31 protein-coding genes and 1 pseudogene are annotated in these 26099 nt (G+C 62.3%); 7 read left to right on the forward strand and 25 right to left on the reverse strand.

What is annotated here, in order from left to right; translation table 11 throughout:
- Positions 1–89: 89 nt before the first annotated feature.
- The 14 genes from ACSQ3F_RS00005 to ACSQ3F_RS00070 form a co-directional block, all read right to left on the reverse strand.
- Positions 90–668, reverse strand: coding sequence for a phage tail tape measure protein (locus tag ACSQ3F_RS00005; protein ID WP_436098321.1), 579 nt, complete (start codon positions 666–668; stop codon positions 90–92).
- Between the two features lie 100 nt (positions 669–768).
- On the reverse strand, positions 769–1002 hold the full coding sequence (locus ACSQ3F_RS00010) for a rcc01693 family protein (RefSeq protein WP_436098322.1): 234 nt from the start codon (positions 1000–1002) through the stop codon (positions 769–771).
- Positions 999–1355, reverse strand: coding sequence for a gene transfer agent family protein (locus ACSQ3F_RS00015; protein WP_436098323.1), 357 nt, complete (start codon positions 1353–1355; stop codon positions 999–1001). Before ACSQ3F_RS00015 ends, ACSQ3F_RS00010 begins: the two co-directional genes overlap by 4 nt.
- A gap of 2 nt (positions 1356–1357) precedes the next feature.
- Positions 1358–1765 (reverse strand): phage major tail protein, TP901-1 family, encoded by a 408-nt coding sequence (locus tag ACSQ3F_RS00020; protein WP_436098324.1) that lies wholly within the window; start codon positions 1763–1765, stop codon positions 1358–1360.
- A 68-nt stretch (positions 1766–1833) separates the two neighbouring features.
- Positions 1834–2250 carry a GNAT family N-acetyltransferase gene (locus tag ACSQ3F_RS00025; RefSeq protein WP_436098325.1) on the reverse strand — a complete coding sequence of 139 codons (417 nt, stop codon included), beginning with the start codon at positions 2248–2250 and terminating at the stop codon, positions 1834–1836.
- Between the two features lie 96 nt (positions 2251–2346).
- Positions 2347–2622, reverse strand: coding sequence for a DUF1778 domain-containing protein (locus ACSQ3F_RS00030; RefSeq protein WP_436098326.1), 276 nt, complete (start codon positions 2620–2622; stop codon positions 2347–2349).
- A gap of 95 nt (positions 2623–2717) precedes the next feature.
- The gene (locus ACSQ3F_RS00035; RefSeq protein ID WP_436098327.1) at positions 2718–3116 is read right to left on the reverse strand and encodes a DUF3168 domain-containing protein; all 399 of its coding nucleotides are present in this window, start codon (positions 3114–3116) and stop codon (positions 2718–2720) included.
- Positions 3113–3442: a phage head closure protein gene (locus ACSQ3F_RS00040; protein WP_436098328.1), complete on the reverse strand. Its 330-nt coding sequence runs from the start codon at positions 3440–3442 to the stop codon at positions 3113–3115. The genes ACSQ3F_RS00035 and ACSQ3F_RS00040 overlap by 4 nt, the downstream gene beginning before the upstream one ends.
- Positions 3443–3444: 2 nt before the next feature.
- On the reverse strand, positions 3445–4014 hold the full coding sequence (locus ACSQ3F_RS00045) for a head-tail connector protein (protein ID WP_436098329.1): 570 nt from the start codon (positions 4012–4014) through the stop codon (positions 3445–3447).
- Positions 4015–4252: 238 nt separating this feature from the next.
- Positions 4253–5539 carry a phage major capsid protein gene (locus tag ACSQ3F_RS00050; protein ID WP_436098330.1) on the reverse strand — a complete coding sequence of 429 codons (1287 nt, stop codon included), beginning with the start codon at positions 5537–5539 and terminating at the stop codon, positions 4253–4255.
- Between the two features lie 16 nt (positions 5540–5555).
- The gene (locus ACSQ3F_RS00055) at positions 5556–6110 is read right to left on the reverse strand and encodes an HK97 family phage prohead protease (protein WP_436098331.1); all 555 of its coding nucleotides are present in this window, start codon (positions 6108–6110) and stop codon (positions 5556–5558) included.
- A 41-nt stretch (positions 6111–6151) separates the two neighbouring features.
- Positions 6152–6463, reverse strand: coding sequence for a DUF6107 family protein (locus tag ACSQ3F_RS00060; protein WP_436098332.1), 312 nt, complete (start codon positions 6461–6463; stop codon positions 6152–6154).
- Positions 6464–6713: 250 nt separating this feature from the next.
- Positions 6714–7865 carry a phage portal protein gene (locus tag ACSQ3F_RS00065; protein WP_436098333.1) on the reverse strand — a complete coding sequence of 384 codons (1152 nt, stop codon included), beginning with the start codon at positions 7863–7865 and terminating at the stop codon, positions 6714–6716.
- 236 nt (positions 7866–8101) lie between these two features.
- On the reverse strand, positions 8102–8752 hold the full coding sequence (locus tag ACSQ3F_RS00070; protein ID WP_436098334.1) for a hypothetical protein: 651 nt from the start codon (positions 8750–8752) through the stop codon (positions 8102–8104).
- 163 nt (positions 8753–8915) lie between these two features.
- Here ACSQ3F_RS00070 and ACSQ3F_RS00075 point away from each other — a divergent pair, with 163 nt between their 5' ends.
- Positions 8916–9065, forward strand: coding sequence for a hypothetical protein (locus tag ACSQ3F_RS00075; RefSeq protein ID WP_436098335.1), 150 nt, complete (start codon positions 8916–8918; stop codon positions 9063–9065).
- Between the two features lie 684 nt (positions 9066–9749).
- Here the strand turns inward: ACSQ3F_RS00075 and ACSQ3F_RS00080 are convergent.
- From ACSQ3F_RS00080 to ACSQ3F_RS00100, 5 genes and pseudogenes are all read right to left on the reverse strand, one after another.
- On the reverse strand, positions 9750–10997 hold the full coding sequence (locus ACSQ3F_RS00080; protein WP_436101991.1) for a DNA-packaging protein: 1248 nt from the start codon (positions 10995–10997) through the stop codon (positions 9750–9752).
- Positions 10998–11475: 478 nt separating this feature from the next.
- Positions 11476–12081: a hypothetical protein gene (locus tag ACSQ3F_RS00085; RefSeq protein WP_436098336.1), complete on the reverse strand. Its 606-nt coding sequence runs from the start codon at positions 12079–12081 to the stop codon at positions 11476–11478.
- Between the two features lie 372 nt (positions 12082–12453).
- Complete coding sequence (locus ACSQ3F_RS00090; protein ID WP_436098337.1) at positions 12454–12990, reverse strand: hypothetical protein; 537 nt, start codon at positions 12988–12990, stop codon at positions 12454–12456.
- A gap of 128 nt (positions 12991–13118) precedes the next feature.
- On the reverse strand, positions 13119–13394 hold the full coding sequence (locus ACSQ3F_RS00095; RefSeq protein WP_436098338.1) for a DUF3892 domain-containing protein: 276 nt from the start codon (positions 13392–13394) through the stop codon (positions 13119–13121).
- A 233-nt stretch (positions 13395–13627) separates the two neighbouring features.
- Positions 13628–13800 (reverse strand): annotated as a pseudogene (locus tag ACSQ3F_RS00100) (IS1595 family transposase); the annotation flags it as partial.
- Positions 13801–13876: 76 nt separating this feature from the next.
- Here ACSQ3F_RS00100 and ACSQ3F_RS00105 point away from each other — a divergent pair.
- Positions 13877–14257 (forward strand): MmcQ/YjbR family DNA-binding protein, encoded by a 381-nt coding sequence (locus tag ACSQ3F_RS00105; protein ID WP_436098339.1) that lies wholly within the window; start codon positions 13877–13879, stop codon positions 14255–14257.
- A gap of 1 nt (position 14258) precedes the next feature.
- Here the strand turns inward: ACSQ3F_RS00105 and ACSQ3F_RS00110 are convergent, their stop codons facing one another.
- Positions 14259–14726: a YcgN family cysteine cluster protein gene (locus tag ACSQ3F_RS00110; RefSeq protein ID WP_436098340.1), complete on the reverse strand. Its 468-nt coding sequence runs from the start codon at positions 14724–14726 to the stop codon at positions 14259–14261.
- 250 nt (positions 14727–14976) lie between these two features.
- On the opposite strand from ACSQ3F_RS00110, the gene ACSQ3F_RS00115 reads away from it, so the two are divergent.
- From ACSQ3F_RS00115 to ACSQ3F_RS00125, 3 genes are all read left to right on the forward strand, one after another.
- Complete coding sequence (locus ACSQ3F_RS00115; protein WP_436098341.1) at positions 14977–17217, forward strand: transglycosylase domain-containing protein; 2241 nt, start codon at positions 14977–14979, stop codon at positions 17215–17217.
- A 345-nt stretch (positions 17218–17562) separates the two neighbouring features.
- On the forward strand, positions 17563–18150 hold the full coding sequence (locus ACSQ3F_RS00120; RefSeq protein ID WP_436098342.1) for a DUF1214 domain-containing protein: 588 nt from the start codon (positions 17563–17565) through the stop codon (positions 18148–18150).
- Positions 18143–18688 (forward strand): DUF1254 domain-containing protein, encoded by a 546-nt coding sequence (locus tag ACSQ3F_RS00125; protein ID WP_436098343.1) that lies wholly within the window; start codon positions 18143–18145, stop codon positions 18686–18688. The genes ACSQ3F_RS00120 and ACSQ3F_RS00125 overlap by 8 nt, the downstream gene beginning before the upstream one ends.
- Before the next feature lie 77 nt (positions 18689–18765).
- Here ACSQ3F_RS00125 and ACSQ3F_RS00130 read toward each other — a convergent pair whose 3' ends face one another.
- Both ACSQ3F_RS00130 and ACSQ3F_RS00135 read right to left on the reverse strand, forming a co-directional pair.
- Positions 18766–18948 (reverse strand): hypothetical protein, encoded by a 183-nt coding sequence (locus ACSQ3F_RS00130; RefSeq protein WP_349433472.1) that lies wholly within the window; start codon positions 18946–18948, stop codon positions 18766–18768.
- Positions 18949–19349: 401 nt separating this feature from the next.
- Positions 19350–19628 carry a hypothetical protein gene (locus ACSQ3F_RS00135; RefSeq protein WP_037132821.1) on the reverse strand — a complete coding sequence of 93 codons (279 nt, stop codon included), beginning with the start codon at positions 19626–19628 and terminating at the stop codon, positions 19350–19352.
- A gap of 281 nt (positions 19629–19909) precedes the next feature.
- Between ACSQ3F_RS00135 and ACSQ3F_RS00140 the strand changes: the two genes are divergently transcribed.
- The gene (locus ACSQ3F_RS00140; protein WP_436101992.1) at positions 19910–20683 is read left to right on the forward strand and encodes an SH3 domain-containing protein; all 774 of its coding nucleotides are present in this window, start codon (positions 19910–19912) and stop codon (positions 20681–20683) included.
- Positions 20684–21043: 360 nt separating this feature from the next.
- Complete coding sequence (locus tag ACSQ3F_RS00145; RefSeq protein ID WP_436098344.1) at positions 21044–22081, forward strand: DUF2336 domain-containing protein; 1038 nt, start codon at positions 21044–21046, stop codon at positions 22079–22081.
- Between the two features lie 9 nt (positions 22082–22090).
- On the opposite strand, the gene ACSQ3F_RS00150 is transcribed toward ACSQ3F_RS00145, so the two are convergent.
- The 3 genes from ACSQ3F_RS00150 to ACSQ3F_RS00160 form a co-directional block, all read right to left on the reverse strand.
- Positions 22091–22438, reverse strand: a complete 348-nt coding sequence (locus ACSQ3F_RS00150) for a DUF1491 family protein (RefSeq protein ID WP_436098345.1) — start codon at positions 22436–22438, stop codon at positions 22091–22093.
- 662 nt (positions 22439–23100) lie between these two features.
- Positions 23101–24048: a peptidoglycan-binding domain-containing protein gene (locus ACSQ3F_RS00155; protein WP_436098346.1), complete on the reverse strand. Its 948-nt coding sequence runs from the start codon at positions 24046–24048 to the stop codon at positions 23101–23103.
- Complete coding sequence (locus ACSQ3F_RS00160) at positions 24020–25591, reverse strand: sensor histidine kinase (RefSeq protein ID WP_436101993.1); 1572 nt, start codon at positions 25589–25591, stop codon at positions 24020–24022. Before ACSQ3F_RS00160 ends, ACSQ3F_RS00155 begins: the two co-directional genes overlap by 29 nt.
- Positions 25592–26099 lie beyond the last annotated feature (508 nt).

A 26099-nucleotide genomic window follows, 5' to 3' on the forward strand; every position in this document is an offset into this window, starting at 1 on the left:
CCCTATCGGGCACCTTCTCCCCGTGAACGGGGAGAGGGCTAGGGTGAGGGGCATTGGAGGCTGAAAGAGATTGGCGATATACCGAAGCTTCACATCCCCCGCCGCCCGCGGCCCACCGTCCGCGTCAGCATCGCCGCGATCTGTCCCTCGGACTTGCGGAAACTCTGCGCGTCGGATGCTGTGACGTTGAAGACGACATTCATCGGCGCCGCACCGCCCGAAGCGGCCACGCCGAGCGCGCCGTCAGCACCGCGTTTCAACGGCAAGATAGCCTCCGATCCCGCTTCGCCCATCAGCCCCATCTGCCCGTCCATCGGGAAATAGGTGGGCGCCGAAACGACGCCGCCAGTGGCAAAGGGCGTCACCCGGCCCGGCACCCCGCCATCGGCAAAGGCCGTCGCCCCGCTGAAGCTGCCAGCAAGCCCCGACAAGGCCGAGCCCAGCAACCCCTCCAGCGGCTTCAATCCCGCCGAAAGCGCGATCTCCGTCAACCGTAAACCGGCGCTGCGCAACACATCCTCCAGCCCCTTGCCGCCGCGCGTCGCCGAAGCCAGCGCACCCGTCAGCGCCGAGCCGAACGAGCGCGAACGCCGCTCCAGATCGTCGAGCACGTCCTTCAATGCCTCCGCATCGTCCGCCGCCGCCGAAAAATCCGTCTCGTCAGTCATCGTGTCTCTCCTCTAGGAAATGGCGAATAGCGAGTAGCGAATAGGCGACGAGGTCCCCTATTTCACTACTCACTACTCACTACTCACTACTCACTACTCACTACTCACTACTCGCTGTCCGATCCGGAAACGCCCCCATCAGCGCCTCCAGCCCTGCACGCTCCGGCATCGCCGCGCGTGGTCGCAGCCCGCCCAGCGCCGCCTGCAACTCGCGCGGCGTCATCGCCCAGAAATCCTTCGCCGGAAGCCGCAGCAGGCAAAGCCCGGCATGCATCGCCGCGCTCCATGGAAATGGCGCGGCCTGATGATCCCCCTCGCCCGCTGCGGCCCTCAAGGGTTTGGCAGTTCCTCCGCGCCGCCGAAGGTCGCCGTCAGCAGTTCGCCGGTCAACCGCGCCAGACCGGCAATGCCGCCCTCGACGCTCATCTCGGCGACATCCTCGTCGGAGACCAGATTGCCGCCACCGCGCAAACCGGCGCTCAGGATCCGGATCATGTCCGCCGCCTTCAGCCGGCCGGAGGAAAATCGCGCCGCGAGCTCCATCAGATTGTCGGCCGCAAAAGCCGTTTCCAGCTCGGCAAGACTGCCGAGCGTCAGGCAAAGAATCCGCCGCTCGCCGCCAATTACCGCCTCCACCTCGCCGCGATGCCGGTTGGCCCGGCCCGTAGCCACATTGTGCCGCACCATCGTCAGAGCGCCGCAAAGGTCAGCGCGCCCGCCGATTCAAGCGCGGTTTCAAACAGGATCTCGCCATTGTACTGGCCGGAATATTCGAGCGCCGTCACCTGGAAGGCGCCGGTCAGCGTGCCGAAATCGGGGATGACGATCTCCCAGTTGAGGATCGAGCCGTTGAAGAAGGCCGCGCGCACCAGCGCATCCGAACTCTGGTCCTTGAAAATGCCCGCACCGGAGACCGAAGCCCGCTGCACGCCCGCCCCACCCAGCAGTTCCCGCCACCGCCCCGCCGATTCCGCGTCCGTCGCATCCACCGTCTCGGCATTGAACGCCAGCCGCTTGGAACGAAGCCCCGCCACGGTCACATAACTTCCGCCATTTTCGATCTTCAAAAGAAGATCCTTCCCCTTCTGCGCCACCATGTTTTGTCCTTCCTGAAACGAAAAAAGCGCCCGCGAGGGGCGCCTTTCGAGAGAAAACGAGATTGATTTTAGATCGTAGCTTGCAGGGACATCGCAATGTCCTTCGTCGGCAAGAGCAATGTTCGCTCCAGCCCCTTCGCAGCCCGAAAGCCGTATTTCGCATAAAACATCTCGGCCTCGTCATCCAGCGCATGAACCATCACGGCGCGAAAGGCTACGAGTTGGGCGGTTGATATTACAGACAGCAAAGCATTTTTCAGCAAGGCAAGGCCAAGACCTTGGCCCTGATACCGCCTGTCGACCGCCAGTCGCGCCAGTAGAGCGACAGGAATTTCCTTCGGCGCCTGATGCCCCTTTACCTGCCGCGGGGCATTTTCCCGGCTGATCATTCCAGCACACAGAGAGTGGTAGCCAGCAACCCGGTAATCCGCATCGGCAACGACGAATGTTCGGCTATAGCCCTGATGCTGGTTGTAGAGCGCCATTTCCTTCAGAAAGGCGTCCAAGGAAGGTTTGCCGCTGTCGAAGTCGTCTACCCTGTGATGGTCGCCAAGCGGAGCCGGTTTCCGAAACATCGACGCTCAGTCAATCCACTCGCGGTTTGCCTTGAACAGTTCGACGAGCCTCGGATGCACCTTTGCGGGTTCCGAAAGCAGTGTTTCGACGGCATCGAAGACAGTGGCATCGACACCGACAAACCGATGATCGAGAAGTTCCTTCTGTGCCGAGGAATAGGCTGCCTCTGTCATGAAGGAGGTCACAGATTTTCCGCAGATTGCAGCAGCCCGCGATATGACCTCGCGCGTCCTTGCATCCATGCGCAGACTGATGGTTTCATCTTTCCTTGAGGCAGACATTTTCGGTCACTCCGTGCAGCACGCTCCTTATGTAATGGATCGTATGGACATTGTAAATACATCCACTCACCTAAGGAACAGCGACACAAGGTCAGTCACTCCGTCACCGCCCGGAACACCATTTCCGCGACATGTCCCTTGGCCTTCGCTTCCCTACCAATCCGGGTGCGCCGGTGAAACAGGCTGACGAACGCGAAGCCGTCGAGCACCAGCTTGGCGTCATCCAGCAGAACCCGAACGCGTGCCGTAATCTGCTGCGCCATCCGGTTGCCACTCTCGCCGGTGCGAACCTCCAGCGTGACAAGATGCTCTTCTCCCGCTTCGCTCGCGGTCGAGGCATCGCGGCTCTCCAGGCTGACAATCCAGACGCCGGGCCGGTGCGACCCCGTCTGCAGATGATCCCGCACGCCGCCATCCCCGATCAGCGCGATCAACGCGGCGTCGCCCGCCAGTCTCTCATAGATCGCCTTCTGCAAGGCCGCCGCCGCGCTCATCGTCCCTCCTCCGTGCACTGGCAAACGAGATAGCGCCTCGTCTCGTCTGGGTCGTACCATGCCCGCAGAGCAAAAAGCCGCTCGCCCTTGTGAAACCGCATGCCCGCCACCAGGTCCTCGCGAAACCGGATCCAGATGCGGTGCGTCACGGTGAAAACTTCCTCGTCAGCGCGCTCTTCGTCCTTGAACGAAACCGGCTCGATCCGCGCCCAGAGCGAGGTGACGGCAGCAAAGCCGGGCACGATGCCACCCTGCCCGTCGCTCGCATCATCGCGCCTCTCCAGGTCCAAGCGCGCCGACATCTGACCGGGATCGAGAGCCTGCATGGTCAAAGCCCCCGCCGGCGAAACGGCGCAATCAGCCGGTCGTATCCGGCCGGCACCGCCGCCGGCTGGTCCTCGGGCGTCACCGCGCCGCGAAACTCGTAGAGCAGCGCCGCGTGCAGCAGCATCGCCCGCTTCAGCGTGTCCGGCACGTCGGCGCCTGTCGCCCCGAAACCGGCGGAAAAATCGATCTCGATGCCATTGATCGCCCGCCCCGGCGCCGGCTGCTCAGGCAGGATCAACCGCGCCGGACGCGCCCGGCCGTCGAGCACAAACCCGGAAACATCGATCTCTCCCGGCGTGCCGTCCGCATCGTAAACCGTAACGCCTTCAATCGTTTGCACCGGCCCCCTGACAATCTGAATCACCCGTGTTGGCGGCCAGTCGTCGAGATAGAGCCGGAAGGTGCGGGCCAAGAGCGCCAGCCCCGTCTCCCGCTCCAGATGCTCGCGCGCGGTGCGGATCAGGGATGAAATCAGATCGTCCTCGGCGCTGCCGTCGATGCGCAGATGCGCCTTCGTCTCGGCAAGCGTCAGCGGCTCGCCGACGGGCGGCGTCAGTTCGGTGATGGTCATGGAAATCTCCGTTTAGCGCAATGCCAGGAAAGGTGCGAAGCGGCTTTCCGTCCGGCATTGCGTGAAATAAAGCGGTCGAGCGTTTTCGTGGCTCGGAGAAAACGGAAACGCTCGAAGGGCGGGAAAATGGACGGACGCGGCGGGAGGGGAGCCGCGTCCGCCCTCGCGCCATGCGGCAGGGAAGACCGCCGGCGCGAATGATCTGCATCCCTTTGAGAAAGGGCTGCCCCGCGCCTTTTCAAGATGCTGCGAATTTGACGAGCTTGATAGCCTCGAAATTTTGCACTCCGCCGCCGACGCGCTTGGTCGTGTAGAACAGCACATAGGGCTTGGCGGAATAGGGATCGCGCAGCACCCGCACGCCGGTGCGGTCGACGACGAGGTAGCCGGCGGCAAAATTGCCGAAGGCGATCGAGGTGCTGTCGGCGGTGATATCCGGCATGTCCTCGGCCTCGGCGATCGGGAAGCCCATCAGCGAAGCCTGCTGGCCCGCTGCCGCCGGCGGGTGCCAGAGATAATTGCCGTCGGCATCCTTGAACTTGCGGATTTCGGCCTGCGTCTTCCGGTTCATCACGAAGCTTGCATTCTGCCGGTGCCCGGCCTTCAGCGCATAGATCGTGTCGATCAGCGTGTCGGACGGGCCGCTCGCCTTGAAGGCGCCGGCAGCCCCCGTGGCGATATAGCCGATATTGCCCCAGCTCCAGCTCGCCTCGGCCACATTGGTGTAGCTCAGGAACCCCTTCGGCTTGTTGGTGCCGTCGCCGGACACGAAGGCCGTGCCCTCCTGCTCGCCAAAGGCGATATCGACCTCCGACGCAATCCAGTTCTCAATATCGACCGCCGCATCGTCGAGCAGTGCCGCCGTTGCTGCCGGCATGGCGTAAAGCTCCATCGTCGGGAAGGACAGTTCGGCCAGCTGCGGCGTCGTCGTCTGCGGCCGCGCCGCCGTTTCCGCCACCCAGCCGGTCGCCATGCCCGCAAGCGCAAAAGGCTTCTTCAGCACCGAGCCGGACACCTGCCTGACCGTCGCCATCGCCCGGATCGGCGAGACGACGGAAAGCCGCCGCCCTATCTCGGTATCCGTCTCGTTCGGCACCAGATAGCCGCCGTCACTCGCCGAGCCGATCGAAAACGCCTTGGCCTCCAGCTCGCGCAGCGCCTGCTCGTCGCCCCTGCGGATATAACTTTCAAAGGCCGCCTTGTGCTCGCTCGCCTCCAGGCTCGTCTCGCCGCTGCGGCCAAGCGCCGGCCGCGCCTTCTTCAGCGCCATCTGGTCGACCAGCCGCTTCTGCTCGTCCATCGTGCGGCTGATCCGGTCGATCTTGTCGCGGGTGACGACATCAGCCGTCAGCTTGCTTTCCAGCTCGCCCAGCCGCCGATCATTGGTTTCCTTGAACGCCTCGAAGGCCCCCATGAAATCCTCGAAGGCGGCGGTCATCGTCTCCGGCCCCGTCTTGATCTCTGGAGCTACCTTGATCTCGGGGGCTACCTTGATCTCGGGCGCCACACTGCTCGTCTTACTCATTGGCATATCCTTCTTGTCAGAGCTTCATCATCCGGGCCGCCCGCCGCATGGTGCGCACGAGCTCCGTTTCCTTGTCGCGGAAGAACCGCGCATTCTTCACGTTCGAGACCCGGGCCGATGGCAGCATCGGGAAGGTCACGATCGAGATTTCCCAGAGGTCGGCTTCGAGGATACGGCGCACGCCGCCCCTGTCGGTTTTTGCCTTCACGGTCTGAAAACCGATCGACAGCCCGTCGAGCGCGCCCGCCTTCATCAGCTGGTGCACCTCCTTGGCGCGGGCGACGCCGGGCGAAAGCAGCCCCTCGACATAAAGCCCGCGCCTATCCTCGCGGATCGTCTTCCAGGCGCCGAGCGGCTCGCCCGGATCGTGCTGGAACAGCATGCGCACGCCACCGGCGCCGCGCCGCGCAAGCGATTGTGAAAACGCCCCCGGCTCGATCGCGTCCTTGCCGAGATCGACCTCGCCGAAGATGCTGGCATAGCCGGAAAAACGCCCTTCCCCGGTCACCCCGGCAAGCGTCAGATTGGCGAACTTCTTCGTTCGCCAGACAGGCAGGCTGTCGGTCGTCATGGGTATCTCCGATGTCTGGAATGGGACGGCGATCGCCGCCGTTATTTTCTGCCGTAGCGTTCCGCTACCCGCGCCACCGCGCCGAGCACCCACCAGGCCGACAGGCTGGCAGCCGCCGATCCGGTCAGCATGACCTCGGTGCCGGAAAGGCTGCCAGCGATGCCGAGCTTGGTGACAATCCACAGGCCCGCGGGCCCGCCGAAGATCAGCCCGCAGAGCAGGCCGCTAAAGAAACGGGATCCCGCCTCGCGCTTGCCCTTCGGCAGCATGTAGACAAGCGATACGGCAGCGCCTGCCGCCGAGCCGATGCCCTTGGCCGCCCAAAGGCCAGGGTCATTGCCAAAATCAGCCATTTGTTAAGCCCTTGATGCTATTATTGGAATTGATCATTGTTGACGTAACTGCAACCTTCTCACCGAGGGTCAGGCACCGCTTGACGCTGCGTCAGCCACGGAAATTCCCGAGTCTTTTGAACCGCTTGGCTGCCCCTCTTCGAAAATCGATTCAGGGTGCTCAGAATTTGATTCAGGGTCGTCGCCGATCGAATCCGGATCGCCCGGCAAGCCTCTGAAGCATCTTGCAAATCAGGCTCGCGGCAAGTGCTCAATACCCCACCGCCTGCCGCTTCTCCTCGTCGGTCAGGAAATCCGCGTCCTTCACCCGCGCCCAGACTTCGCTGCGCTCGCCCGTCAGCCCGGTCACCTGGTCGAGGTCCGGCACCAGCTTCAGCGTTTCGCCAAAACGCGCAGACAGCCAGCCGGACAGCGCCGAGGCGGTGCGCCCGATCATCGGCAGGACCGTCAGCCGATAGAAGGCCCGGTTGGCCTCCTGGTAATTGGCATAGGTGTTGTCGCCGGGAATGCCGATCAGCATCGGCGGCACGCCGAAGGCGAGCGCTACGTCGCGTGCTGCCCCGTTCTTCGCCTCGACGAAATCCATGTCCTTCGGCGAAAGCCCCATCGCCTTCCAGTCGAGCCCGCCTTCGAGCAAGAGCGGGCGGCCCGCCCGCATCGGCCCGGAATAGCCCTCGTCGAGTTCCGTCTTCAGCCGGTCGTACTGGTCGGCCGAAAGATTGCCACCCTCCTTCGGCTGATAGACGAGCGCGCCCGAAGGCCGGGCCGAATTGTCGAGCAGCGCCTTGTTCCAGGTCGCCGCCGCATTGGAGAGATCGAGCGCCATCTGCGCCGCCGCCAGCGGCGGAAATCCCAAGTGATCGTCGAGCGGATGAAAGAGCCGCAAGTGCAAGAGCCCTCCCTCGCCCGCCGCGATCCGCCGCACATGGTTGCCGACCCGGTATTCATAGGCCTCCGGCCAGCCGTCGCGTCCCTCGCGGATGCTGACGCGGTCCGGCCGCAGGAGATGCAGTTCGCGCACTTCCTCGCCGACACTGACCGCATCGACATAGGCATTGCCCGACAGCAGCAGGTGACCGTAGAGCGTCTCCAGGAAATCGACACCCGCCATGCGCCCATTCGGCCGTGCCATAAGCGAAAGCAGTGGATGCTCGCTGCGTTCCCCGCTCCCCTCGTAGAGGAGCAGCGGCACCGCTGCCGCCGCTTCCGAAATCAGCCTTACTGCCCGGTGCGCCACCGGGTTCCTCATGAAGCCCTCGCGGGCAAGTGCTGCATAGGACCGCCCGGTCCAATGCGCCCGGCCCTCATGCGCGATCGCGATGAAGCCGGACGTCGCCTTGGTTTCGCGCAGGCGCTCGCCCTCCGCCGGGCGCCGCCACGGCAGACGAAATGGGTTTTTCATGATGTCTCAATCCTCGAATGCACCGATGAGTGGGTCTGAAACCGCAATAGACGACGCGGCCCTTTCACCCCCCTCTGCCCTGTCGGGCATCTCCCCCTCAAGGGGGGAGATTGGCTTGGGGCGGGCCTCTTACTCCCGATCTCCCCCCTTGAGGGGGAGATGTCACGCAGTGACAGAGGGGGTACTCTCAAAACTGTCGTGTCCTGGACTCGGGCTTTCACCGGAGTTGCTCTCCGTTAAGCGGCGGACCGGCCAAGCGCCGACGGCGCGCCGGACGCGAGCCGCAGGGCCGCGAGATACTGTTTGCCGTAGCTTGCCACCAGTTCCGCCTTGTCGCGGCCGTTGATGATCCGGCGGGCGCCCGTCCAGCTCTCCCGGGAAAGAGAGAAATAGTCGCCGAGTTTCTTGCCGGTAAAGGCGCCGCTCTGCATGCCCGCAAACAGGATATCGACGGCGACCGGAAGCTCCATCGCCCGCTCCGGATGCGCCAGCAGGTCGATCCCCGTTGCCGCCGCCATCTTCGCATAGTTCTCCCTGTGCGTCAGTTGCACCAGCCCGCGCCCGAGCCAGCTCTTGCCCTCGCCATCGCGCCGCCAGTACGCAACCGACACCGACGGCAGCCTGCCCTTGCGAAACGATGCCTCCAGAATGGCGATCGCCCGCTCGTCTGTCTTTGCGAAGGTTTCGCGCACCGGCTGCATCGTGCGGCCGGTGTCGTGATGCGCGGTCGCCAGCATATAGGCGAGCCAGCGCCTGTCGGCCGGCGCAGGCATCTGCGCCCAACGATCAAGAATCGCCGTCAACCCCTCGACCTGGCCCTGCTTCAGGACATCGTCGAAAAGTGACGCACGTACCGCTTTGAAAAAGGCTGCCCGATTCATCGCCATTGTCGCTCCACCGCCATTCATCCCGTTGAAAAAAGTCGTGAGTCTAAATCGATTTAACCAATTTAAATCGTTTAAACTATTTAATTCACTGATTTACTTTGTCTTTAGGATGTGGAATTTGAAGACAGCAATATGACATTGCCCTTTCGTCAAGGAGGATCGCATGAACGCAGAGACGAAGATACAGGCCGGCACCATCCGCTCGACGGTCCCCCAGCACATCCTGGACCGGTTCGAGAGCGAATGGCAGCAGATGCGCCTCAATGCCTCCTCCGCCCAAAAGCCGTCCACCGGCAACGACGAAAAACGCTGATTATCCCATCCTGATTTTTCCGCCGGCAACGCCGCGCGGCGCGGAACCTTTCAGCGCCGTCGCCATTACCGGACGTTGCAGAACCAAAGAGAGGATCGCCCATGCCGGCCCAGCAAATTTCCCAGGCCCAGTTCGAACGCCTCGAAAACGAATGGCGCCAGATGCGCGAAAGCGCCTCGGCAAACCCCAAACCCTCCGCCTCCACACCGCGCAAATAGCGATGGCGAACACCCTCCCCTTGAGGGGGAGGGTCGGAGCAAAGCTCCGGGGTGGGGTGAACTTTTGTGCCAAACAGCGGGTCACCCCCACCCGCCGCTTTGCGGCGACCTCCCCCCTCAAGGGGGAGGTGGGTCTCCCTCTTCTCCCCAGCGGGAGAAGTGCCGAGCGCAGGCGAGGCGATGAGGGGGTCTTTCGGCAGGCTTCGCACTCGGTGGCTTCTCATCCGGCCCTGCGGGCCACCTTCTCCCCGGCGGGGAGAAGAGGAAGAATGCCGCGCCGTCTCGCATTGTCGTCGTGCGCTTTCTCCCCACCGTCACGCCTGTCTCAGGCTTGGCCGGGTCGGCGCCCGTCCACCCTCCCCTTGAGGGGGAGGGTCGGAGCGAAGCTCCGGGGTGGGGTGATCTCTCGGTTTAGGTTCAAGTGTGAGCCATTCGGTTTCCACCAGTTCGCTTTGCAAAAGCACCATCAAATCCCCCGCACCCGCGGCTCGCCGCCGCCTTCCAGCATCAGCGCCGTTAGCGCCCAGACCAGCGCGTCCAGCCGGTCCGGCGAGCGTCCCGATGACAGTCCGTCCGGCCCGAAATCGCACATCTGGTCCTCGAGCGCCGGAAACGAGCCGGCATGCACCACCCGCCCCTGCTCGTAGAGGGCCGCAACCGGTTCCGCCCTCAGCCATTTTCCGCGCGACGCCCTGACCGCCGTCACCGGCAATTGCGCGTCGATGCCCTTCAGCACCGCCTGCACCATGTCGCCGCCCTGGTTGACCTCGGCAACGATCCGGTCGGCATCAAACCGCCGATAGGCCTTGACCACCGCGCCGGCCCATCCGGCCGGGCTCGCGCCCTCGACCGAACAATCCGCCAGCACGACGCCGCGCCCGGTCCGGTCGAGGCCTGCCACAATGATACCACAACAGGATTCTCGGCCCCCGCCGGATGGCGGATCGACCGCGACGACGATGCGGCCAAGCGGCCCGGCGTCGCGCAGTTTCAATGCCTCGATCCCCGCCCGCGACCAGAGCCCATCCTCGCGGTCCTCGATCATCTCGCCGTCAAGTTCCTGCCGCCCGAGCCGCGTGCCGCCATAGCGCCCGGCCATGGCGTCGAGGAATCCCGGTGCGAGGTTATCAACGTTGTCGCTGGTGCGGATCCGCCGCGTTACCGTCCCGGGATCGGCGACCAGCGCCTTCAGGGCCGGCACTGGCCGCGGCGTCGTCGTCACCAGCGCCCGCGGATCGTCGCCAAGCCTGAGCGCAAACTGCAGCATATCCCAGGTTTCCTGCCCATGTTTCCATTTGCCGAGTTCGTCGCACCAGGCATAGTCGAACTGCGGCCCGCGCAGGCTTTCCGGATCCTCGGAGGAGAATATCTGCGCCACCGTCCCGTTCGGCCAGACGAGCCTGCGCCGCGATGCCTCGAAGTCCGGCCGGTTTTTCCGCGCGATCCGGCAGATGCCGGAAACGCCGTCAATCATCACCTCGCGCGCATCGCCCAAGGTCTCGGCCACCAGCGCAATGCGCAATCCCGGCCGCGCATCCTTGCCGCCGGCCAGGTCCTGCACCCATTCGGCACCCGCCCGCGTCTTGCCCGAACCGCGCCCGCCCATCAGCAGCCAGACCCGCCAGTCGCCGGGAGGCGGCTTTTGTTCGTCGCGGCGCGAACTGCGCCAGTCCCGGCGGTAGCGAAGGAGGAACGCACGCTCGACGCTGCGGATATCGAAGGGCGACGGCGCGTTGCCGGGGCGATCCGCCTCAGGAATTCCAGCAGACCGCGCCCCTTCTTCCGCCGTCGCCGGCAGTGCGGGCAAAGCGATCGCCGCTTTGCAGTCCGGCAATTTCTCCCTGCCCTCGATCGCGGCGGGGACGTGGTCATTCTCGGGTAGCGGTATATCGCAGCCTCGAGAATGCCCCCCTCCGTCACCTCGTGACGTCTCCCCCTCAAGGGGTGGGATAGGAAGCGAGAGGTCAGCCCCGCGTCGATCTCCCCCCTTGTGGGGGAGATGCCCGACAGGGCAGAGGGGGGTTGAAGGGCCACTGTCGTGTACGGTGTTCTGACACACCGGATCTGCCTCTGCCTGCAGCGTCCGTGCGCCTGCGATGTCGATTATCCCCTGCAGCGTCTCGTTCGCGCGGCGGAAATCGCTGTCGATCCCCTGCCCGCGATATTTGAAATCCACCGTGATCTTCCCCGTCTTACGGCACCTTGCCTTCGTCCGAAGTCGGTCCTCGCGCTGCTCCGGGCGGGCTGTCGCCCGCGGTCCCTCGACTGCTTCGGGCGCCCCCGCCGTCATCATCGACGTCCGCGTCCTGCCCGGCATTTCTGGCGGAGAGGGCTTTGGCGCGCGCTTCGATGCGGAGCTCGATTTCGGCCACGAAGCTTTCATAAGCCTCCTCGTCGAAGGCGGATTCCGCCCGTACTTCCCGGTCATGCGCAATCGTCCTCTGCAGGCTGTCGATCTTTTCAAGCGTGCGCACGATCAGCGACATCGCCTCGATGCTCGCCTTGGCGTCCGCCTGGATCAGCTTGCGGTCGATCTCCTCGCCCGCCTCCACCTCCCGCAGCCGTGCCGCATCGCGCAGCCGCTGGAACTGCTGCATCTGCTCGCGCAGTTCCTTCGTCATGCCGTTCAGCATGTCCTGCAGATCGTCCAGCGAGGTGCGCTCAGCCTTGGTGTCGAGAATGACATGTCGCGCCATAGCCTCGAGTTCTGCCTCACCGCCCGGCCGCAGCCCGTCATAGACCGGCGCCTTCGGCCACAGGCCAAACAGCTCCGGATCAAAATCCAGATCAGACGTCATCGCAATGTCCTTGAGAGCAGCGTTCGTAACGCCGATGATGCCAAGCGCCGGATACCCACCCTCCCCTTGAGGGGCAGGGTCGGAGCGAAGCTCCGGGGTGGGGTGACCCTTTCGAGGAGAGGCGAAACCGCCACCCCACCCGCACTTTTCCGACTATGCCATAACCCTATCAAACCACCGTCACGGCGTCAAGGATTATTTTCCTAATTGTATATTTGACGTATCGCGACTGGAAATGGCATGATTCGCGAGCGTGACAGGCCGGAAAAGATCGTGATCTCCCTAGAAATGCTACAGGCAGACTCAGCCTACCTAAGTTACCGGGATTCTGACAGGCTTTTGGAGGATGCTTCATACGAAGATATCGCAAGCCTAGTCCTTGTCGTCTTGTCGAAGGGGGAAGCGCATGCCGAACTGGATGATATCGTTAGCGAGTACACGGCAGCCTGAAGAAAAATCTATAAGCTCAGACATCCCGATTGGGTTGTCGGGGGAAAAGTCGAGGTTCCCTGCGCTGAAGTATGCAGGCATGAGACGGGGTTCTAGCTCTCCCATTTCCTTGTGAGTCGAGACGGGTTGATTCTTGTGCCAGTGGCTCACCTGCCAGTGGGCGATTTTGTGCCGCATCTCTGACTTGCGCCTAACGCGCTGCATGATTTTGTCAAAGTCTTCCAGATTTCCTCCTGATAGGCAGTGCGGCCCGATGGACCTGAGCATTCGGCATTTGATTTCTATGTGCCGTGCTGCGTCAAATGATAGCAAACTCAATTTACGCGGGGCCGGGTGCATCAGGGTTGCATAGAGCATTGCCAAGAACGACTCCACAGACGAGAAGGCCGCTATGCACTTGCCGACTTCGGCCTGCATCGGTTCCAGTGACGGAAGAACGATAGGTTCAGAATCTGACATGATAGACACAACTCCAAAAGTTGACGAGGAAAAGGGCGACGAAGTCCTTCGGCGCATGCTGAAGACGCCGCCTGAACCAAAAACCCCTCCCAAGCCGAAGCATGGGAGGAACGTTGCGCCGGATGGATCTATGGACAGTGAGGGAGCGCCAAGAGATTGTTAGGCTCGATCCCGTCTGATTCCGTTTTCAGATATTCGCGACCGTTCCTTTCGGCCACGATTATCCAAACAGAATTGTTTTTCTGATCGACGGTCCAAAACTTATCGCCTGCCTTAATAAGGCTAATCAGCGCATCAATCGTCCTGTACCAACCGTCTCCGCCAGGGCCTCCTAGGCCCTGCAGGCGTCTGTCACGATCGTAGTTGTCGGGTTTATGGCATGTGACCTGGAATGTATCGGCCATCTAAGGCTCCTATGTTTTTTACCATAGGACGGCTTGACTAGACCGATTCGAGGATTCAGAGTCTTTACTGCCAACATATCGAGCCGTCCTATGGCTTGGTTGCAAGGTGACACCGAAGTTGCGATTCGGTGTCACCTACTATTTGGCAGGTAGGTTTTCCTTTAAAGCAAGAGGGCGTTCACGGTTTATACCGTGTTTTCCTGTGGGTTCTTAGAATTTTGTGTGCCTTTTGCTTAGGCGCGAGCGCTTTCGTCAATCCGCCGATAAGTAAGACGCTTGCCGCGAGCGCGAGCAAGAAGCTGTTCTGCGCGTTCGGCATCTGAGATTTTCAGAGCGGTGCGCCGGTTATACCTGAAATCAAACTCGGCAAGGTATGGCGAAGGTGGGCTTCGCCGCAATGTTTAAAAGTGAATAAGATTATTTTCCTATTGGGATAATTTTCTTAATTTTGTACATTTGGCGATGCGTGGTAATCTTCCGAAATGAGGACCGAGGACCTGGAAAAGCGGGCTTTGAGCCTGCCGGGCGCGGTTGAAAGCGCCCATTTCGGAAAACGCGATTTTCGCGTTGGCAATCGTATTTTCATGTCCCTGCCGGAAGCCGGCCGGGCCGTCTTCAAGTTTACGCCCGATCAGCAGAGGATGTTGATCGAAACCGAACCCAGCGTCTGCGCCGCGGTCCCCGGCGGCTGGGGCGAAAAGGGCTGGACCTCGGTCTGGTTCATGGATGCCGACGAGGACATCATCGACCACGTGATGGAAACCGCCTGGCGCAACGTCGCGCCAAAAACCCTGCAGAAGACGGAGGAAACCCTTCAGAAGACGGAGGAAACCCCGCAGAAATCCGAGGAGCCTGCGGAATAGCTTACCGTTTCGCCTCCGCCCCCACGGTCAGCGGCCAGTCCACCAGATAATCCTCGAAATCCTCGACACCGACGCCATCCTCGCTGACGGTGCGCCCGCGCGCGGAAATGCCTGCCTGGTGCACCGTCTCCGGGTCACCGGAAACCAGCGGATGCCACCAGTAGAGATCATGCCCGTCGCGCACCAGCCGGTAGCCGCAGGTCGGCGGCAGCCAGGTGAGCGTCTCGACCTCCTCCGGTGTCAGCCGGATGCAATCCGGCACCGTCGCTTGCCGGTTCGGATAGTCCTTGCAGCGGCAAGTCTCGCCGTCGAGCAGCGTGCAGCCGATATTGGTCCAGGCGATCTCGCCCGTATCCCAATCCTCGAGCTTGTTGAGACAACAGAGCCCACAGCCATCGCAGAGGCTTTCCCACTCCGCATTCGTCATCTCGGCCAGGCTTTTTATCTTCCAGAAGGGCTCGGCGCCCATGATTTTCGTACTTTCCTGTGTTGGTTTTCTGCGACAATTTTACAAAAGATTGCCGGTTTTTTAAGGCTCATTAGCGATATCGGCGTAGAATAGAAACCCGCCCCATGCAAATATCGACCGGGAAACCCACTGCATAGCTCCTGAATTCGAACTCGATTTGAGGAATTATGCGGCAGATTGAAGTGCTCCTGCGTCCCTTGCGCATCGAAATTGACGCGCGGCGCAGTAAGCCATCAGGACGCAGACCGCCGTGCAGGATCCAAGCCAAGACGACAACCAGACCCGGAGCGTCCCGCAGGATGATCGCCCAAGGAAGCGCCATATCCTGCTGCGCATCGACAGCTGGATCGATTCGACCGTCTGGAACGCCGGTTTCCGCCTCGGCGTCTGGTGGGAGGACATCACCATCTTCTTCCGCCGCTTTACCGTGCGCGGCTGGAAGAAGGCGCTGTTCGAGGTGCTCGGCGAGTGCATGACCTGGGGCACCGCCGGCTCCGTGCTGATGCTGGCGCTGGCGCTGCCGGCCTTCGAGGAGACCAAGGGCAACTGGCGCGCCCAGAGCGATTTCGCCGTCACCTTCCTTGATCGCTACGGCAACGAGATCGGCCATCGCGGCATCATCCATGAAGACTCAGTGCCGATCGACGAATTGCCGGATACGCTGATCAAGGCGGTACTGGCGACCGAGGATCGCCGCTTCTTCGATCATTACGGCATCGACTTCCTCGGTCTGTCGCGCGCCATCTCCGAGAACGCCCGAGCCGGCGGCGTCGTCCAGGGCGGCTCGACGCTGACGCAGCAGTTGGCGAAAAACCTGTTCCTGTCGAACGAGCGCACCATCGAGCGCAAGATCAAGGAGGCCTTCCTTGCCGTCTGGCTGGAATGTAACCTGTCGAAGAAGGAAATTCTGCGCCTCTATCTCGACCGCGCCTATATGGGCGGCGGCACTTTTGGCGCGGCAGCGGCGTCGCAGTTTTATTTCGGCAAGAACATCACCGATATCAATCTCGCCGAAAGCGCCTTGCTCGCCGGCCTGTTCAAGGCGCCAGCCCGCTATGCGCCGCATGTCAACCTGCCGGCTGCCCGCGCCCGCGCCAACGAGGTTCTGACCAACCTCGTCCAGGGCGGCCTGATGACCGAAGGCCAGGTGATCGCCGCCCGTCTCAACCCGGCGACCGTCATCGACCGGGCGCAGGTCCGCGCCCCCGATTTCTTCCTCGACTGGGCCTTCGACGAGGTGCAGCGCATCGCCGCCGCGTTCGCCCAACACTCCCTCGTCGTGCGCACGACGATCGACATGGGCCTGCAGCAGGCCGCCGAAGAATCGGTTGAATCGAGCCTTCGGCAATATGGCGAAAGCTACAAGGTCAGGCAGGGCGCCATGGTGATGATCGAAAACGGCGGCGCCCTGCGCGCCATGGTCGGCGGAAGGGATTATGGCGAGAGCCAGTTCAACCGCGCCACCAAGGCGCTGCGCCAGCCGGGCTCGTCCTTCAAGGTCTACACCTACACGGCCGCCATGGAAAAAGGCTTCACGCCGGAATCGACCATCAGCGACGCGCCCATTACGTGGCGCGGCTGGTCGCCGCAGAATTACGGCCGCAGCTATTCCGGCCGCGTCACGCTTCTGACCGCCATCGCCAAGTCGATCAACTCCGTTCCTGTCCGCCTCGCCAAGGACGAGCTCGGCACCGAGATCATCGCCGCGACGGCCAAGAAGATGGGCGTCGAAACCCCGCTCCGCACCGACAAGACCATGCCGCTCGGCACGTCGGAAATGACGGTCCTCGATCAGGCGACGGCCTACGCCGTCTTCCCCGCCGGCGGTCTCAAGGCCCGCCGCCACGGCATCAGCCAGATCCTCAATTACGACGGCGACATCCTCTACGACTTCGGCCGCGACGAACCGCCGGCCAAACGTGTCGTCAGCGAAGAAGCCAATGCCAACATGAACTACATGCTGACCCAGATCCCGATCATCGGCACCGCCCGCAAGGCAGCCCTCGACAACGGCATCGTCGTCGGCGGCAAGACCGGCACGACGCAGGCCTATCGCGACGCCTGGTTCGTCGGCTTCACCGGCGACTACACCACCGCCGTCTGGTTCGGCAATGACGACTACACCTCGACCAACAACATGACCGGCGGCTCGCTTCCGGCCATGACCTTCAAACGGCTGATGGACTATGCCGAGCAGGGTATCGAGCACCGCGCCATCCCCGGTATCGAAAACCCGCTGCCTGGCCCCGACGCCAAGAAGAAGGAGGCCGAGGTCGCAGCCGCCAAGCCCGTGGATGAAAACGCGCTTCCGCCTCTCGTGCGCCCCCGCTCGCTCTCGTCCGACGTGACCCGCCTCTTGAAATCGATCGCCGAGAAATTCAACACCGCGCCGCCATTGAAGGTGCCGGCCGACCTTCCCGGCAAGGTCGCCGTGATCGATCCTCAATCGACCGGCGATATCGTCAAGGGAGGACGGAATGCGGGACGCTGAGTCCAGCGCTGAAAGCGTGATGGCAACGGCTGACCGCTCGCCCAGGCGCCCCCCTCTGTCCCGCCGGGACATCTCCCCCACAAGGGGGGAAATTGTTGGCAGGTCCACCCTCCCCTTGAGGGGGAGGGTCGGCGCGAAGCGACGGGGTGGGGTGACCCCTTGTGCGTCCCTGACGATCACCCCCACCCGCAGCTTCGCTGCGACCTCCCCCCTCAAGGGGGAGGTGGGGCCGCCCATCTCCCCCCTTGAGGGGGAGATGTCCCGGAGGGACAGAGGGGGGTATGCCGCGACGAACTCAACACGCCGTTCGCCTGCCATTCAACTTTCATCCCCAAGGTAACCCTCTTGTTCCGCATCCCCCTCCTCGTCGCCCTTGCCCTGTGCGTCGCCTTCGGCGTCGGCATCGTCTCGACTGTATCAGCCTTGAAGGCAACGGTCGGCTTCGGGGCGATCGCGCTCGGCCCCTGGGTCGCCTTTCCGGATGCGCAGACGCAAGACACCGACCCTTATGCCAAGGCGCACCGGGCACGCGCAGGCAAGCTGCTTTATGGCGGCGCCGAAGGCCTGCCGTTCACGGCATCCATCGACAGCGACGGCAAAAAGCTCTCCTCCGGTTGCGCCTACGACATAACCGGCATTACCCCGCCGGCCCGCTTCTGGACGCTCTATGCGACCGGCGCCAACGATCAGCCCATGAAGGCCGATCCAGCCTTGCCCGGCGCGATCAATGCCTGGACGGTCCTGCGCCAGCCGGACAGTTCCTTCGTCATCCATGTCTCACCAGTCGCTGAGCCCGACAACTGGCTGGCAATCAGCCGCATCGGTGCCTTCAAGCTGGTACTGACGCTGCTCGATACCCCGACCGCCGGCTCCTCCGGCCTCATCGATCTCGCCATGCCGAAGATCGTCAAGACGGGGTGCCCGGATGCGTAGTGTTCTCTTCGCCATCCTCGTCGGTCTTGTCGGTGCAGCACTGCTGCACATCGTCATCATCCTGGCGCTGCCGCAGTTCACCGGCAAGGATGCCTATAGCCGGGTGCTCGGTCTCTACGAGATGGACAGTTTCTTCCCGCTCACCAATGAGCCGGGTCCGACCGGCCTTGCCAACGAAGACCCCTTCCTGCGCGTCGCCGTCTGCGGCTTCTCGGTCGATACGGCTCCCGCCCGGTTCCTCGCCAAGGGCCTGGTCCCCTTCTGGTCGCTGTCGATCTACGACGCTGATTCCAACGAGATTTTCAGCATGAACGACCATACGGCAGTGAACGGCAATCTCGATCTTGTGATGGCAACGCCGATCCAGCTGGTCGATCTCAGAAAGACGCCGCCCGAAAGCCTCGCCCAGTCGATCATGGTCGAAATGCCGGAGGAGGAAGGTTATGCCGTGCTGCGGGCGCTCGCCCCGACCGACAGTTTCGAAGAGCCAGTGCGTAATTTTCTCGCCGAATCGAGCTGCGAGCCGTTCCGGCGCTGAAGCGCAAAAGTCAAAATTCAGGGGCGTGTGTCAGAAAAGGTGCGGCGGGGATGAGACGCGCCGGCTCTAAAAATATCTCAATGTTTCTTTGTCTGGTCAGGAACCGGTTTCGGCGGCGTTGCACCCCTATGCCCGTCCAGCCGCTCGTAGCGGATGCCGGTGAACAACAGGATGACGGCGTTGCTCGGCGCAACGGGACCCATCGCCGGCTTCGGCGGTGCCCGCGTAAGGCGGTCCTCTATTCGAATAACTTCTGCCATGCTCGTCTCCAAAAATCTGGTTGAGACGGATGAACTATCGTTTATTTCACCCTGCCCGTTCTGCGGGCCGACGCGTTCCTCAAGCTTTCGCCCGGACATCTGCGCCTTTCTCGTTTGCTCCTTCTTCCGGGACACCCGGATGTCATGCCATTCTTAAAAGCGGGGCCGCCTGCGGATCGCGTGATCTGCCACCGGCTATCCGATAGAGCCATACGATAGTTAATAGCTCCTTAATGGTCAAAACCCTAATCCTAGCGATAGAAATCGCTTCTCTCGGTTAATTTACCGACCTGATTTGCCCGGACGATACCACCGGACAAAGCCTTCCGCTTTCAACATGACAATAGACGAGCAACTGAGGCGCCGCCGTTCCGAAGGGAACAGGGCAACCACCCCGATGATCAGCGCCTTGCCAGCAAGCCGATGACGAAGGCGACCCCGGCGATCGCCAGCAAGGTCGAAACGGGCTCCTCGCGGACACGTTCGCGCAGGCGTTCCGTCAGCACTTCGGCTTCGGACGCCACGACCGCCTTCGCACCCGTGCCGATGGCTGAAACAGTTTCTGTCAGCCGGGTAATTTCGGCGCGCAATTCGGCGATCTGGTTGTCGAGATCGGCCCTTACGGCATTTGCTTCGACGTCGACGTCGTTCGGTACGGATGCGAATTTCTTTTCGACCATGTCAGGGGCTCCTTTTCCAACGTCGTTTCAACGCGCCAGCCTGTCTTTGGTTCCCGGTTTTTCGCTTGCTTTGTTCCCCGCGGACGCCTTTCGCACCTCCTCGGAACGAAGGGCATGGCTTTGGCGTTTCTCCATGAAACACGCACGGCCTTGAAAAGGTGTCATCTCAAAAAAGACATAAAAACAAAGGTGTGTGCGCCAAAGAATGGCACGGCCGCGAGAGCGGATCGACGCCGATCGATAGGGATGGAAAGCTGATGACGACACATCGGAAATACGCATTGAAGGCCGCTTTGCTGGCGCTGGCAGCGTTTCTGCTGCCCGCCGCCGCACAAGCGGCAGCAGGCTTTGCCACGGCCAATGTCAATATGCGATCGGGACCGAGTACGCGCTATCCGGCGGTCAGCGTCATTCCCGTGGGAACGTCGATCGAAATCCACGGCTGCCTTGCCGACATTCCCTGGTGCGACGTCTCCTACTACTACGGTCGCGGCTGGGTCGCCGCCCGCTACGTCCAGGTAGAGTACCGGCAGAGCCGTGTATACCTGGAGCCGGATTATTACGACACGCTCGGCATTCCGTTCGTGACCTTCGAGATCGGCAACTATTGGGACCGCTACTACCGCAACCGCGACTTCTACAGGCAGCGGGACTATTATCGCGGTGATCGCGACGACTACCGCCGCAACCGCGACTACTATCGCCGCGATACCGACGGGGATCGCTATCAGCGCGATCGCCGCATTCGCCGCGACTACGAGGCCTTCGACCGCATGCGCCGTGGCGATGACGACGAGGTCTTCGAGCGCTCCCGCCGTGACCGCGATCGGGCTCGTATCGAACGCCGGCGCGATGACAACGAACGGCAGTTCCGCAACGACCGCGACAACCGCCGCGACAGGGATCGGAACCGCGCCGAACGGCGCCGCGATGATCGGCAGCTCCGCATCGACCGCGATAACCGCCGCAGCGGGTTCGAAGGGCGCCACGACAGGGATATGGACCGCGAGCGTCGGCTCCGCCGGTGCCGCCCGGGTGACGACCGCTGCAACTGACCTGATTTCCCGCAAGCATTGCAACGGGCGGCATGATGCCGCCCGTTTTGCGTTCCAACGCAGCCTTCCGGCGGCCGCGATGCCGCGTCACATACATGATGCCCAATACCGTCCTTCCCGATCGGTAAACGAAATGTTAACCACGTCGCCGTACTCTCTCCCAATCATTCAGCCATGATCGGCAGGGTCGGCATGAACTGTGCAGGTGCCAATGTTTTCAGTGCTTTAGCGGCATTGGCCACGACGTTCGAAGCTATGCCCCTCCGATTTTGCCTGAGATTTCGATATCCCTTCGGATGACCGGAAAGACCGTGCGTCCGAAATCGGGACAGTGGTGTGTATGTACGAGTAGGTGTATCCGTGGCGGACCGGTTTCGTGAGTTGGAAAGGCCGCAGGCAGGACGGCTGAAGGACGTCGTCCTGATGGCGACCGTGACCGGTTTCGAGGGATTGCGCCATCCGCGCCGGTCCGACCTCAAGCAGTTTGCGGAACTGTTCGAACCGCTGTTTGCCGCCTCCAGCGACGAAGCACGCCGCCAGGCGGCAGCCGCTCTCTCGCAATGCCCGCACGTACCGCAATCCGTGGCGCTCGTGATCGGCAACGCGCCGATTTCCATTGCCGCGATTTTCCTCACCCGCTCGACCTCGATCAGCGACGCGACCCTCATGCAGATCATCCGCGCCCAGGGTCAAGCCCATGCGACCGCCATTGCCCGCCGCGACAATCTGTCCGTTCACGTGGTCGATGCGCTTGTCGAGCGCCGCCAGACGGCCAATGCAACGGCAAAAACGGTTGACGTCCCTGCCGCTCCGGAAATGCATCCATCGGACACTGCGAAGCTGCTGCGCGAAGAAAAATTGCGCAGCGATATCAAGGCGCTTGCCCGCGCGCCCAAGCAGGGCGGGCCGGCTGAGCCTGCCATTGAGCCATTAAGCCCGCTTCACGAGGCGCTTCTCGTCCGCTTCGCCCGCTCCGGCGAGGCCAATCTTTTCGCCGCCAGCCTTGCCGCCGCCTTGCCTGCCAGCGTGGAACTCGGCGAACGTATCCTTCTCGACGTTTCCGGCCAGCAACTGGCCATCGCCCTGACGGCGCTTGGCATGCAGCCCGCCGACACGCTTTTCGTCCTTGGCGCGCTCTATCCGGATCTCGGCGAACGCTTCGGCGGCGCCACGCGCGGCGATGCCCTCATCGCTTCGCTCACGCCAGAGACAAGCCGCGCCCGCCTTCAATCCTGGCTGCGCACGGAGCAGGAAGAAACGGCGGCCAAGCCCGAACACCAGCCTTATCTTGCCCCCGAACGCGGTGCGGATCCGCGCCGCACGCCGATCGCCAAGGAAAAGACCGCGCGCGACAGCGCAGTCACCCAGCAGCACCGGACTTTCGGGCGCGGGCGCTGAAATCCGCCGTCAGCCTTCCCTTTCGACGGTGACATCGAACAGATCGCCGCGGCCATCAACCTCGATTTCCACCACCCAGCAATCCGGATCGAAACGCACCTCGCGGGCAATCGCCTGATCGACAGCCTCGCCGTCGGCCTCTTCAAGCCGGATCTCGAACAGCCGGCCGGGTGCGGGACCATCAAAGAAACTCTGGGGTGCGGGGGCATAGAGCGTTTCGCTGCCAAGCCGCGACCGCTGCCGGATGAAAATCGCCCCGGCGTCTTCAGCGCCCTTGCGCAGCACGGCCGCGTAATCGCCCTGGTTAAAAACCCGGCGAAGCAGAGCGGAGACGAAGAGTTCGGATTTCAGGCGCATGGAAGGCAGATACACCGGGGCGGGTTGCGGCGCAAATATTGCTGCGGCCTGCGTCGAAAAACTCTAATAAATAAACAACAATTTATGTCCCGAAAAACCAAGCAACTCGAGAGCGATAGCGAGACGATGGAAACTACCAAAAAAGAATCATCACAACGCCAGACGAAAAGCGCGATATCGCATTTCCAGGACGGAAATTTAGACTGCGCAATTACCTTAGCATCGGCTGCAGAAAATATCCTTCCTACTACAGACGATCCTTATCTCTTCATCTCTCAAGCCTCACAATGCCGAGCTAGATCTCAATCTTGTTATTAACTGGCTGAAACACCCCACAGGGGCAGACACGGCGACGATCAGCGAGTTTGAGGCGGTCATAGTAATTACGAGAGCCATTACGAAGTTTGTAGCGGTCTATCACGAAAGCTGCGAATCCTTCGAGAGCTTTCTGATTTGGGGGCACAACGCCGGCCATCTACCGAAGCTTTACGTCTAAATTTATTCAAAGTGTGACGTGCTCTGGCGCGTTTTGGATGCATGTCGGAGTAGCGAGAGCCCTAAACCCTGATCGCCAACCGGAACCCAACATGCGGCGGTTTCGGCAATTGGCCGTGTTCCGGTCGGCATCTCCCGGTCAGCGCGGATGCGTAGACGCTCCAGCCTCAGAGCGCGCCGATTTCCTTCATCTTCTTCAGCACCTTGTCGCTCGGCTGGCCGGTTTCGGGCAGCCGGTAGTGCTTCTCGAAATGGCGGATGGCCGAGCGGGTCTGTTCGCCGGCGACGCCGTCGATCGAGACGTCGGTATAGGCAAGGTTGCTCAGGCCCTTCTGGATGTTCATCACCAGTTCGCTCGAGGCCGGGATATCAACCTTCGGAATGAACTCAGGGTCGACCTCGGCATTGCGGATCGCGGCAGCGACCGGGTCGAGCTCGCCCTTGCCGCCCTTGACGTTCTCATAGGGCCGTTCGGCAGGCCGGGCGGCGGTCCGCGTCCTGGCTGTGGCCGGCTCCTTCTGCAGGGCGGCGAGCAGCGTTTCGCTGGCCGTGCCGGTTTCCGGGCGGCCGGCCTGTTTTTCGAAGCGCAGGATCGCGGCTGTGGTCTTCGGGCCGGTCTTGCCGTCGGCCGGGCCGTCATAGAGGCCGCGCCGGGCCAGTTCCCTCTGGATGCTCGTCACCAGCGCCGAGCCCGTCACCGGCGTTGCTTCCGGCTGGATCTGCGCCGCTTCTGCCTCAGGTTCCGGCTTTGGCTGGTCGATGGTCGCTGTTGCGGTTTCGGTCTCCCGCCGGATGACGAAGGTCGTTACCTTGCGCGGCGAGGCGCCGCCCGGCTCCTCGTCGAGACCGGCGGTCTGCGGATGCGTGAACGGCAGGCGGGTGCGCAACAGCGGCGACGGATGCGCCCCCGGCTGGTACCACATCGCATTCGCCGCGACGAAACTGAACGCCACCACGAAAGCGGCAGAGCCGCCGAAAAGACGGGGATTGCGCGAGACGAGGCGGCCGGCGACGATCAGACCGCGGCCGATCACCACAAGGCCCATCATCGCAAGACCAGGCCCGCGCTGCGCCTTCTTTTTCCTCTCAGGCTGTTTTCGCTTGCGAGCCGTCATGACCAGCGCCTCCAATCATCACGTCGACATCCGCCCGGTCCGTTTCCGAAATCACCCGGCCGTTCGTTGTCTTGCCTGTGCGCTCCTTCAGGCGCGGCGGAAACTCCACCATTGTCTGTTCCACAACTTCATGCTCGTCCGCGACACGGATGCCGGAGCCATCAAGCGGAATTGTGACCGTGATCACTGTCCCCTCGCCGGACCGGCTGCGCAGGTCGAACTGGCCGCCATGCAGCGCCACCAGTCCCTTGACCAGCGACAGGCCAAGACCGGTTCCTTCATATTTGCGGGTATAGTCGTTCTGGATCTGCACGAAGGGCTGGCCGAGCGTCGCGAGCTGGCTCTCGGCGATGCCGATGCCGGTATCGCTGATGGTCAGCTTCAGATCGCTGCCGGAAACCTCCGCATCGATGGTGACGAGGCCGCCGCGGTCGGTGAACTTGATCGCATTGCCGACGAGGTTGATCAGGATCTGCTGGAGGGCGCGCTGATCGGCATTGACCTCGCCCACCGTGCGCATGATGCGGCTGGTCAGTTGCACGCCCTTTTCGCGCGCCTGCAGCCCGAGCATCGCCTCGCAGGCATTGACCACCTCCGACACCCGGAACGGTTCCGGCATCAGTTCGTAGCGGCCAGCCTCGATCTTGCTCATGTCGAGCATGGTGTTGACGACGGACAGGAGGTGCGCGCCCGACTGGTTGATCAGCGCCACATATTCGCGCTGGCGGTCGTTTTCGAGCTTGCCGAAATATTCGCCGGCAAGGATGTCGGAGAAACCGAGAATGGCATTGAGCGGCGTGCGCAATTCATGGCTGACAGCCGCCAGGAAACGGGTCTTGGCGTCATTGGCCGATTCGGCGAGCCGGGTCTTCTGGACGGCCTCGGCACGCAGGCGCGCCTCCTCGGAGACGTCGCGCGACTGGACGAGGATCGAGGCAAGCCGCTCCCCGCCATTGCCGAGCGCGGTCATCTCGCAGCGCATGTGCACGAACTGCTCCCCCTCGGCAAAGACATTGGGCCGCTCGAACCGGATATCGATCGTCGCCTGGCGGTTGCCCTGGCGCAATTCATCGATCGCCTGCAGGAAGAGGATACGGTCGGAAACGTGGATCTGCTCGATAAAACCGCGGCCCAGCGGATTGCGCATCCATGCCACGTAAGATTCCGCGTCGCGGCCGTGAATGGCAGTGACCGAGCCCCTGATATCGTGGATCGTGACGAGGCCGGCGAAACAATCATAATGCCGCGCGCCGTTGTCGGCAGGCGCGGGCTCGGCCACCGGCAGGACAACCGGACGGTTGCGCACATAGGCGATGCCGCCCGCCGCCGTCATCAGCGCGGCGGCGCCGACCAGTGCCGCACCGACGGGCAAAGCGAGCGAAACCGGCAGGGCAACGGACAGCGCCAGCGGAACCGAGGGGAAAGCAACGAGAGCGGTGGCGGCAACGGCACGAACGACGGCGAGCTCACGGCTTCTCTCCGGCTCGCCGGCCACCCGGCGAGGCAGCCACAGGCGTGCGGCATCGTCGACGCGGGACGCCATCCTGCCAGCAATGTTACGCAATACGCTCACGTTCAGCCCTGTACGCTCGTTCTTTTTTGCGGAATCCATCATGGTTCCGTCCTTGTGCGAGGCCGTCATCTCAGGCCCGAAAATGGGCTTGCCGGAAGATGACTTCGCCTATCCGAATTTCGCACCGGCGGCTTAATGAAAGGATAAATCAAATTGCCGCAAGGCCCGCGGAATCGCCCGAAAGTCCCATTCCGGGACAAATCGCAACAGCTTTGTCTTTTGTGGTTAATGGGGCGTAAGCAACGGATTTCAGGAGGTTTTTCCCAGGCCATTAACCTTTGTGGCAGCACACCCCTTCCGCGCGCCCCGCGTTTGCGGGACCGCCGCCAGCAGCATCGCCATGATCCTTAATGGCGTCCGTTAAAATGCACGTAAAATGCCGTTCAAATGCCGATATCTACACTTTTAGGAAAAGACGGTGCAAATGCGAACGGTTTTGGCAAAGGCATGTTCCGAATCCCCGCCTAAGGTGTGATGA

It is taken from the genome of Pararhizobium sp. LjRoot238, from assembly GCF_964252955.1.
GTDB lineage: Bacteria > Pseudomonadota > Alphaproteobacteria > Rhizobiales > Rhizobiaceae > Pararhizobium.

What these genes read in the sequence shown, in the direction of transcription:
- ACSQ3F_RS00160 (WP_436101993.1), bottom strand. Translation starts at nt 25,591, where the DNA reads ATGGCGTCCCGCGTCGACGATGCCGCACGCCTGTGGCTGCCTCGCCGG.
- ACSQ3F_RS00030 (WP_436098326.1), bottom strand. Translation starts at nt 2,622, where the DNA reads ATGTCTGCCTCAAGGAAAGATGAAACCATCAGTCTGCGCATGGATGCA.
- ACSQ3F_RS00035 (WP_436098327.1), bottom strand. Translation starts at nt 3,116, where the DNA reads ATGAGCGCGGCGGCGGCCTTGCAGAAGGCGATCTATGAGAGACTGGCG.
- ACSQ3F_RS00055 (WP_436098331.1), bottom strand. Translation starts at nt 6,110, where the DNA reads ATGACGACCGACAGCCTGCCTGTCTGGCGAACGAAGAAGTTCGCCAAT.
- ACSQ3F_RS00060 (WP_436098332.1), bottom strand. Translation starts at nt 6,463, where the DNA reads ATGGCTGATTTTGGCAATGACCCTGGCCTTTGGGCGGCCAAGGGCATC.
- ACSQ3F_RS00065 (WP_436098333.1), bottom strand. Translation starts at nt 7,865, where the DNA reads ATGAAAAACCCATTTCGTCTGCCGTGGCGGCGCCCGGCGGAGGGCGAG.
- ACSQ3F_RS00070 (WP_436098334.1), bottom strand. Translation starts at nt 8,752, where the DNA reads ATGGCGATGAATCGGGCAGCCTTTTTCAAAGCGGTACGTGCGTCACTT.
- ACSQ3F_RS00090 (WP_436098337.1), bottom strand. Translation starts at nt 12,990, where the DNA reads ATGTCAGATTCTGAACCTATCGTTCTTCCGTCACTGGAACCGATGCAG.
- ACSQ3F_RS00005 (WP_436098321.1), bottom strand. Translation starts at nt 668, where the DNA reads ATGACTGACGAGACGGATTTTTCGGCGGCGGCGGACGATGCGGAGGCA.
- ACSQ3F_RS00150 (WP_436098345.1), bottom strand. Translation starts at nt 22,438, where the DNA reads ATGCGCCTGAAATCCGAACTCTTCGTCTCCGCTCTGCTTCGCCGGGTT.
- ACSQ3F_RS00015 (WP_436098323.1), bottom strand. Translation starts at nt 1,355, where the DNA reads ATGGTGCGGCACAATGTGGCTACGGGCCGGGCCAACCGGCATCGCGGC.
- ACSQ3F_RS00040 (WP_436098328.1), bottom strand. Translation starts at nt 3,442, where the DNA reads ATGCAGGCTCTCGATCCCGGTCAGATGTCGGCGCGCTTGGACCTGGAG.
- ACSQ3F_RS00075 (WP_436098335.1), top strand. Translation starts at nt 8,916, where the DNA reads ATGAACGCAGAGACGAAGATACAGGCCGGCACCATCCGCTCGACGGTC.
- ACSQ3F_RS00105 (WP_436098339.1), top strand. Translation starts at nt 13,877, where the DNA reads ATGAGGACCGAGGACCTGGAAAAGCGGGCTTTGAGCCTGCCGGGCGCG.
- ACSQ3F_RS00125 (WP_436098343.1), top strand. Translation starts at nt 18,143, where the DNA reads ATGCGTAGTGTTCTCTTCGCCATCCTCGTCGGTCTTGTCGGTGCAGCA.
- ACSQ3F_RS00130 (WP_349433472.1), bottom strand. Translation starts at nt 18,948, where the DNA reads ATGGCAGAAGTTATTCGAATAGAGGACCGCCTTACGCGGGCACCGCCG.
- ACSQ3F_RS00135 (WP_037132821.1), bottom strand. Translation starts at nt 19,628, where the DNA reads ATGGTCGAAAAGAAATTCGCATCCGTACCGAACGACGTCGACGTCGAA.
- ACSQ3F_RS00050 (WP_436098330.1), bottom strand. Translation starts at nt 5,539, where the DNA reads ATGAGTAAGACGAGCAGTGTGGCGCCCGAGATCAAGGTAGCCCCCGAG.
- ACSQ3F_RS00085 (WP_436098336.1), bottom strand. Translation starts at nt 12,081, where the DNA reads ATGACGTCTGATCTGGATTTTGATCCGGAGCTGTTTGGCCTGTGGCCG.
- ACSQ3F_RS00110 (WP_436098340.1), bottom strand. Translation starts at nt 14,726, where the DNA reads ATGGGCGCCGAGCCCTTCTGGAAGATAAAAAGCCTGGCCGAGATGACG.
- ACSQ3F_RS00095 (WP_436098338.1), bottom strand. Translation starts at nt 13,394, where the DNA reads ATGGCCGATACATTCCAGGTCACATGCCATAAACCCGACAACTACGAT.
- ACSQ3F_RS00025 (WP_436098325.1), bottom strand. Translation starts at nt 2,250, where the DNA reads ATGGCGCTCTACAACCAGCATCAGGGCTATAGCCGAACATTCGTCGTT.
- ACSQ3F_RS00045 (WP_436098329.1), bottom strand. Translation starts at nt 4,014, where the DNA reads ATGACCATCACCGAACTGACGCCGCCCGTCGGCGAGCCGCTGACGCTT.
- ACSQ3F_RS00020 (WP_436098324.1), bottom strand. Translation starts at nt 1,765, where the DNA reads ATGGTGGCGCAGAAGGGGAAGGATCTTCTTTTGAAGATCGAAAATGGC.
- ACSQ3F_RS00155 (WP_436098346.1), bottom strand. Translation starts at nt 24,048, where the DNA reads ATGACGGCTCGCAAGCGAAAACAGCCTGAGAGGAAAAAGAAGGCGCAG.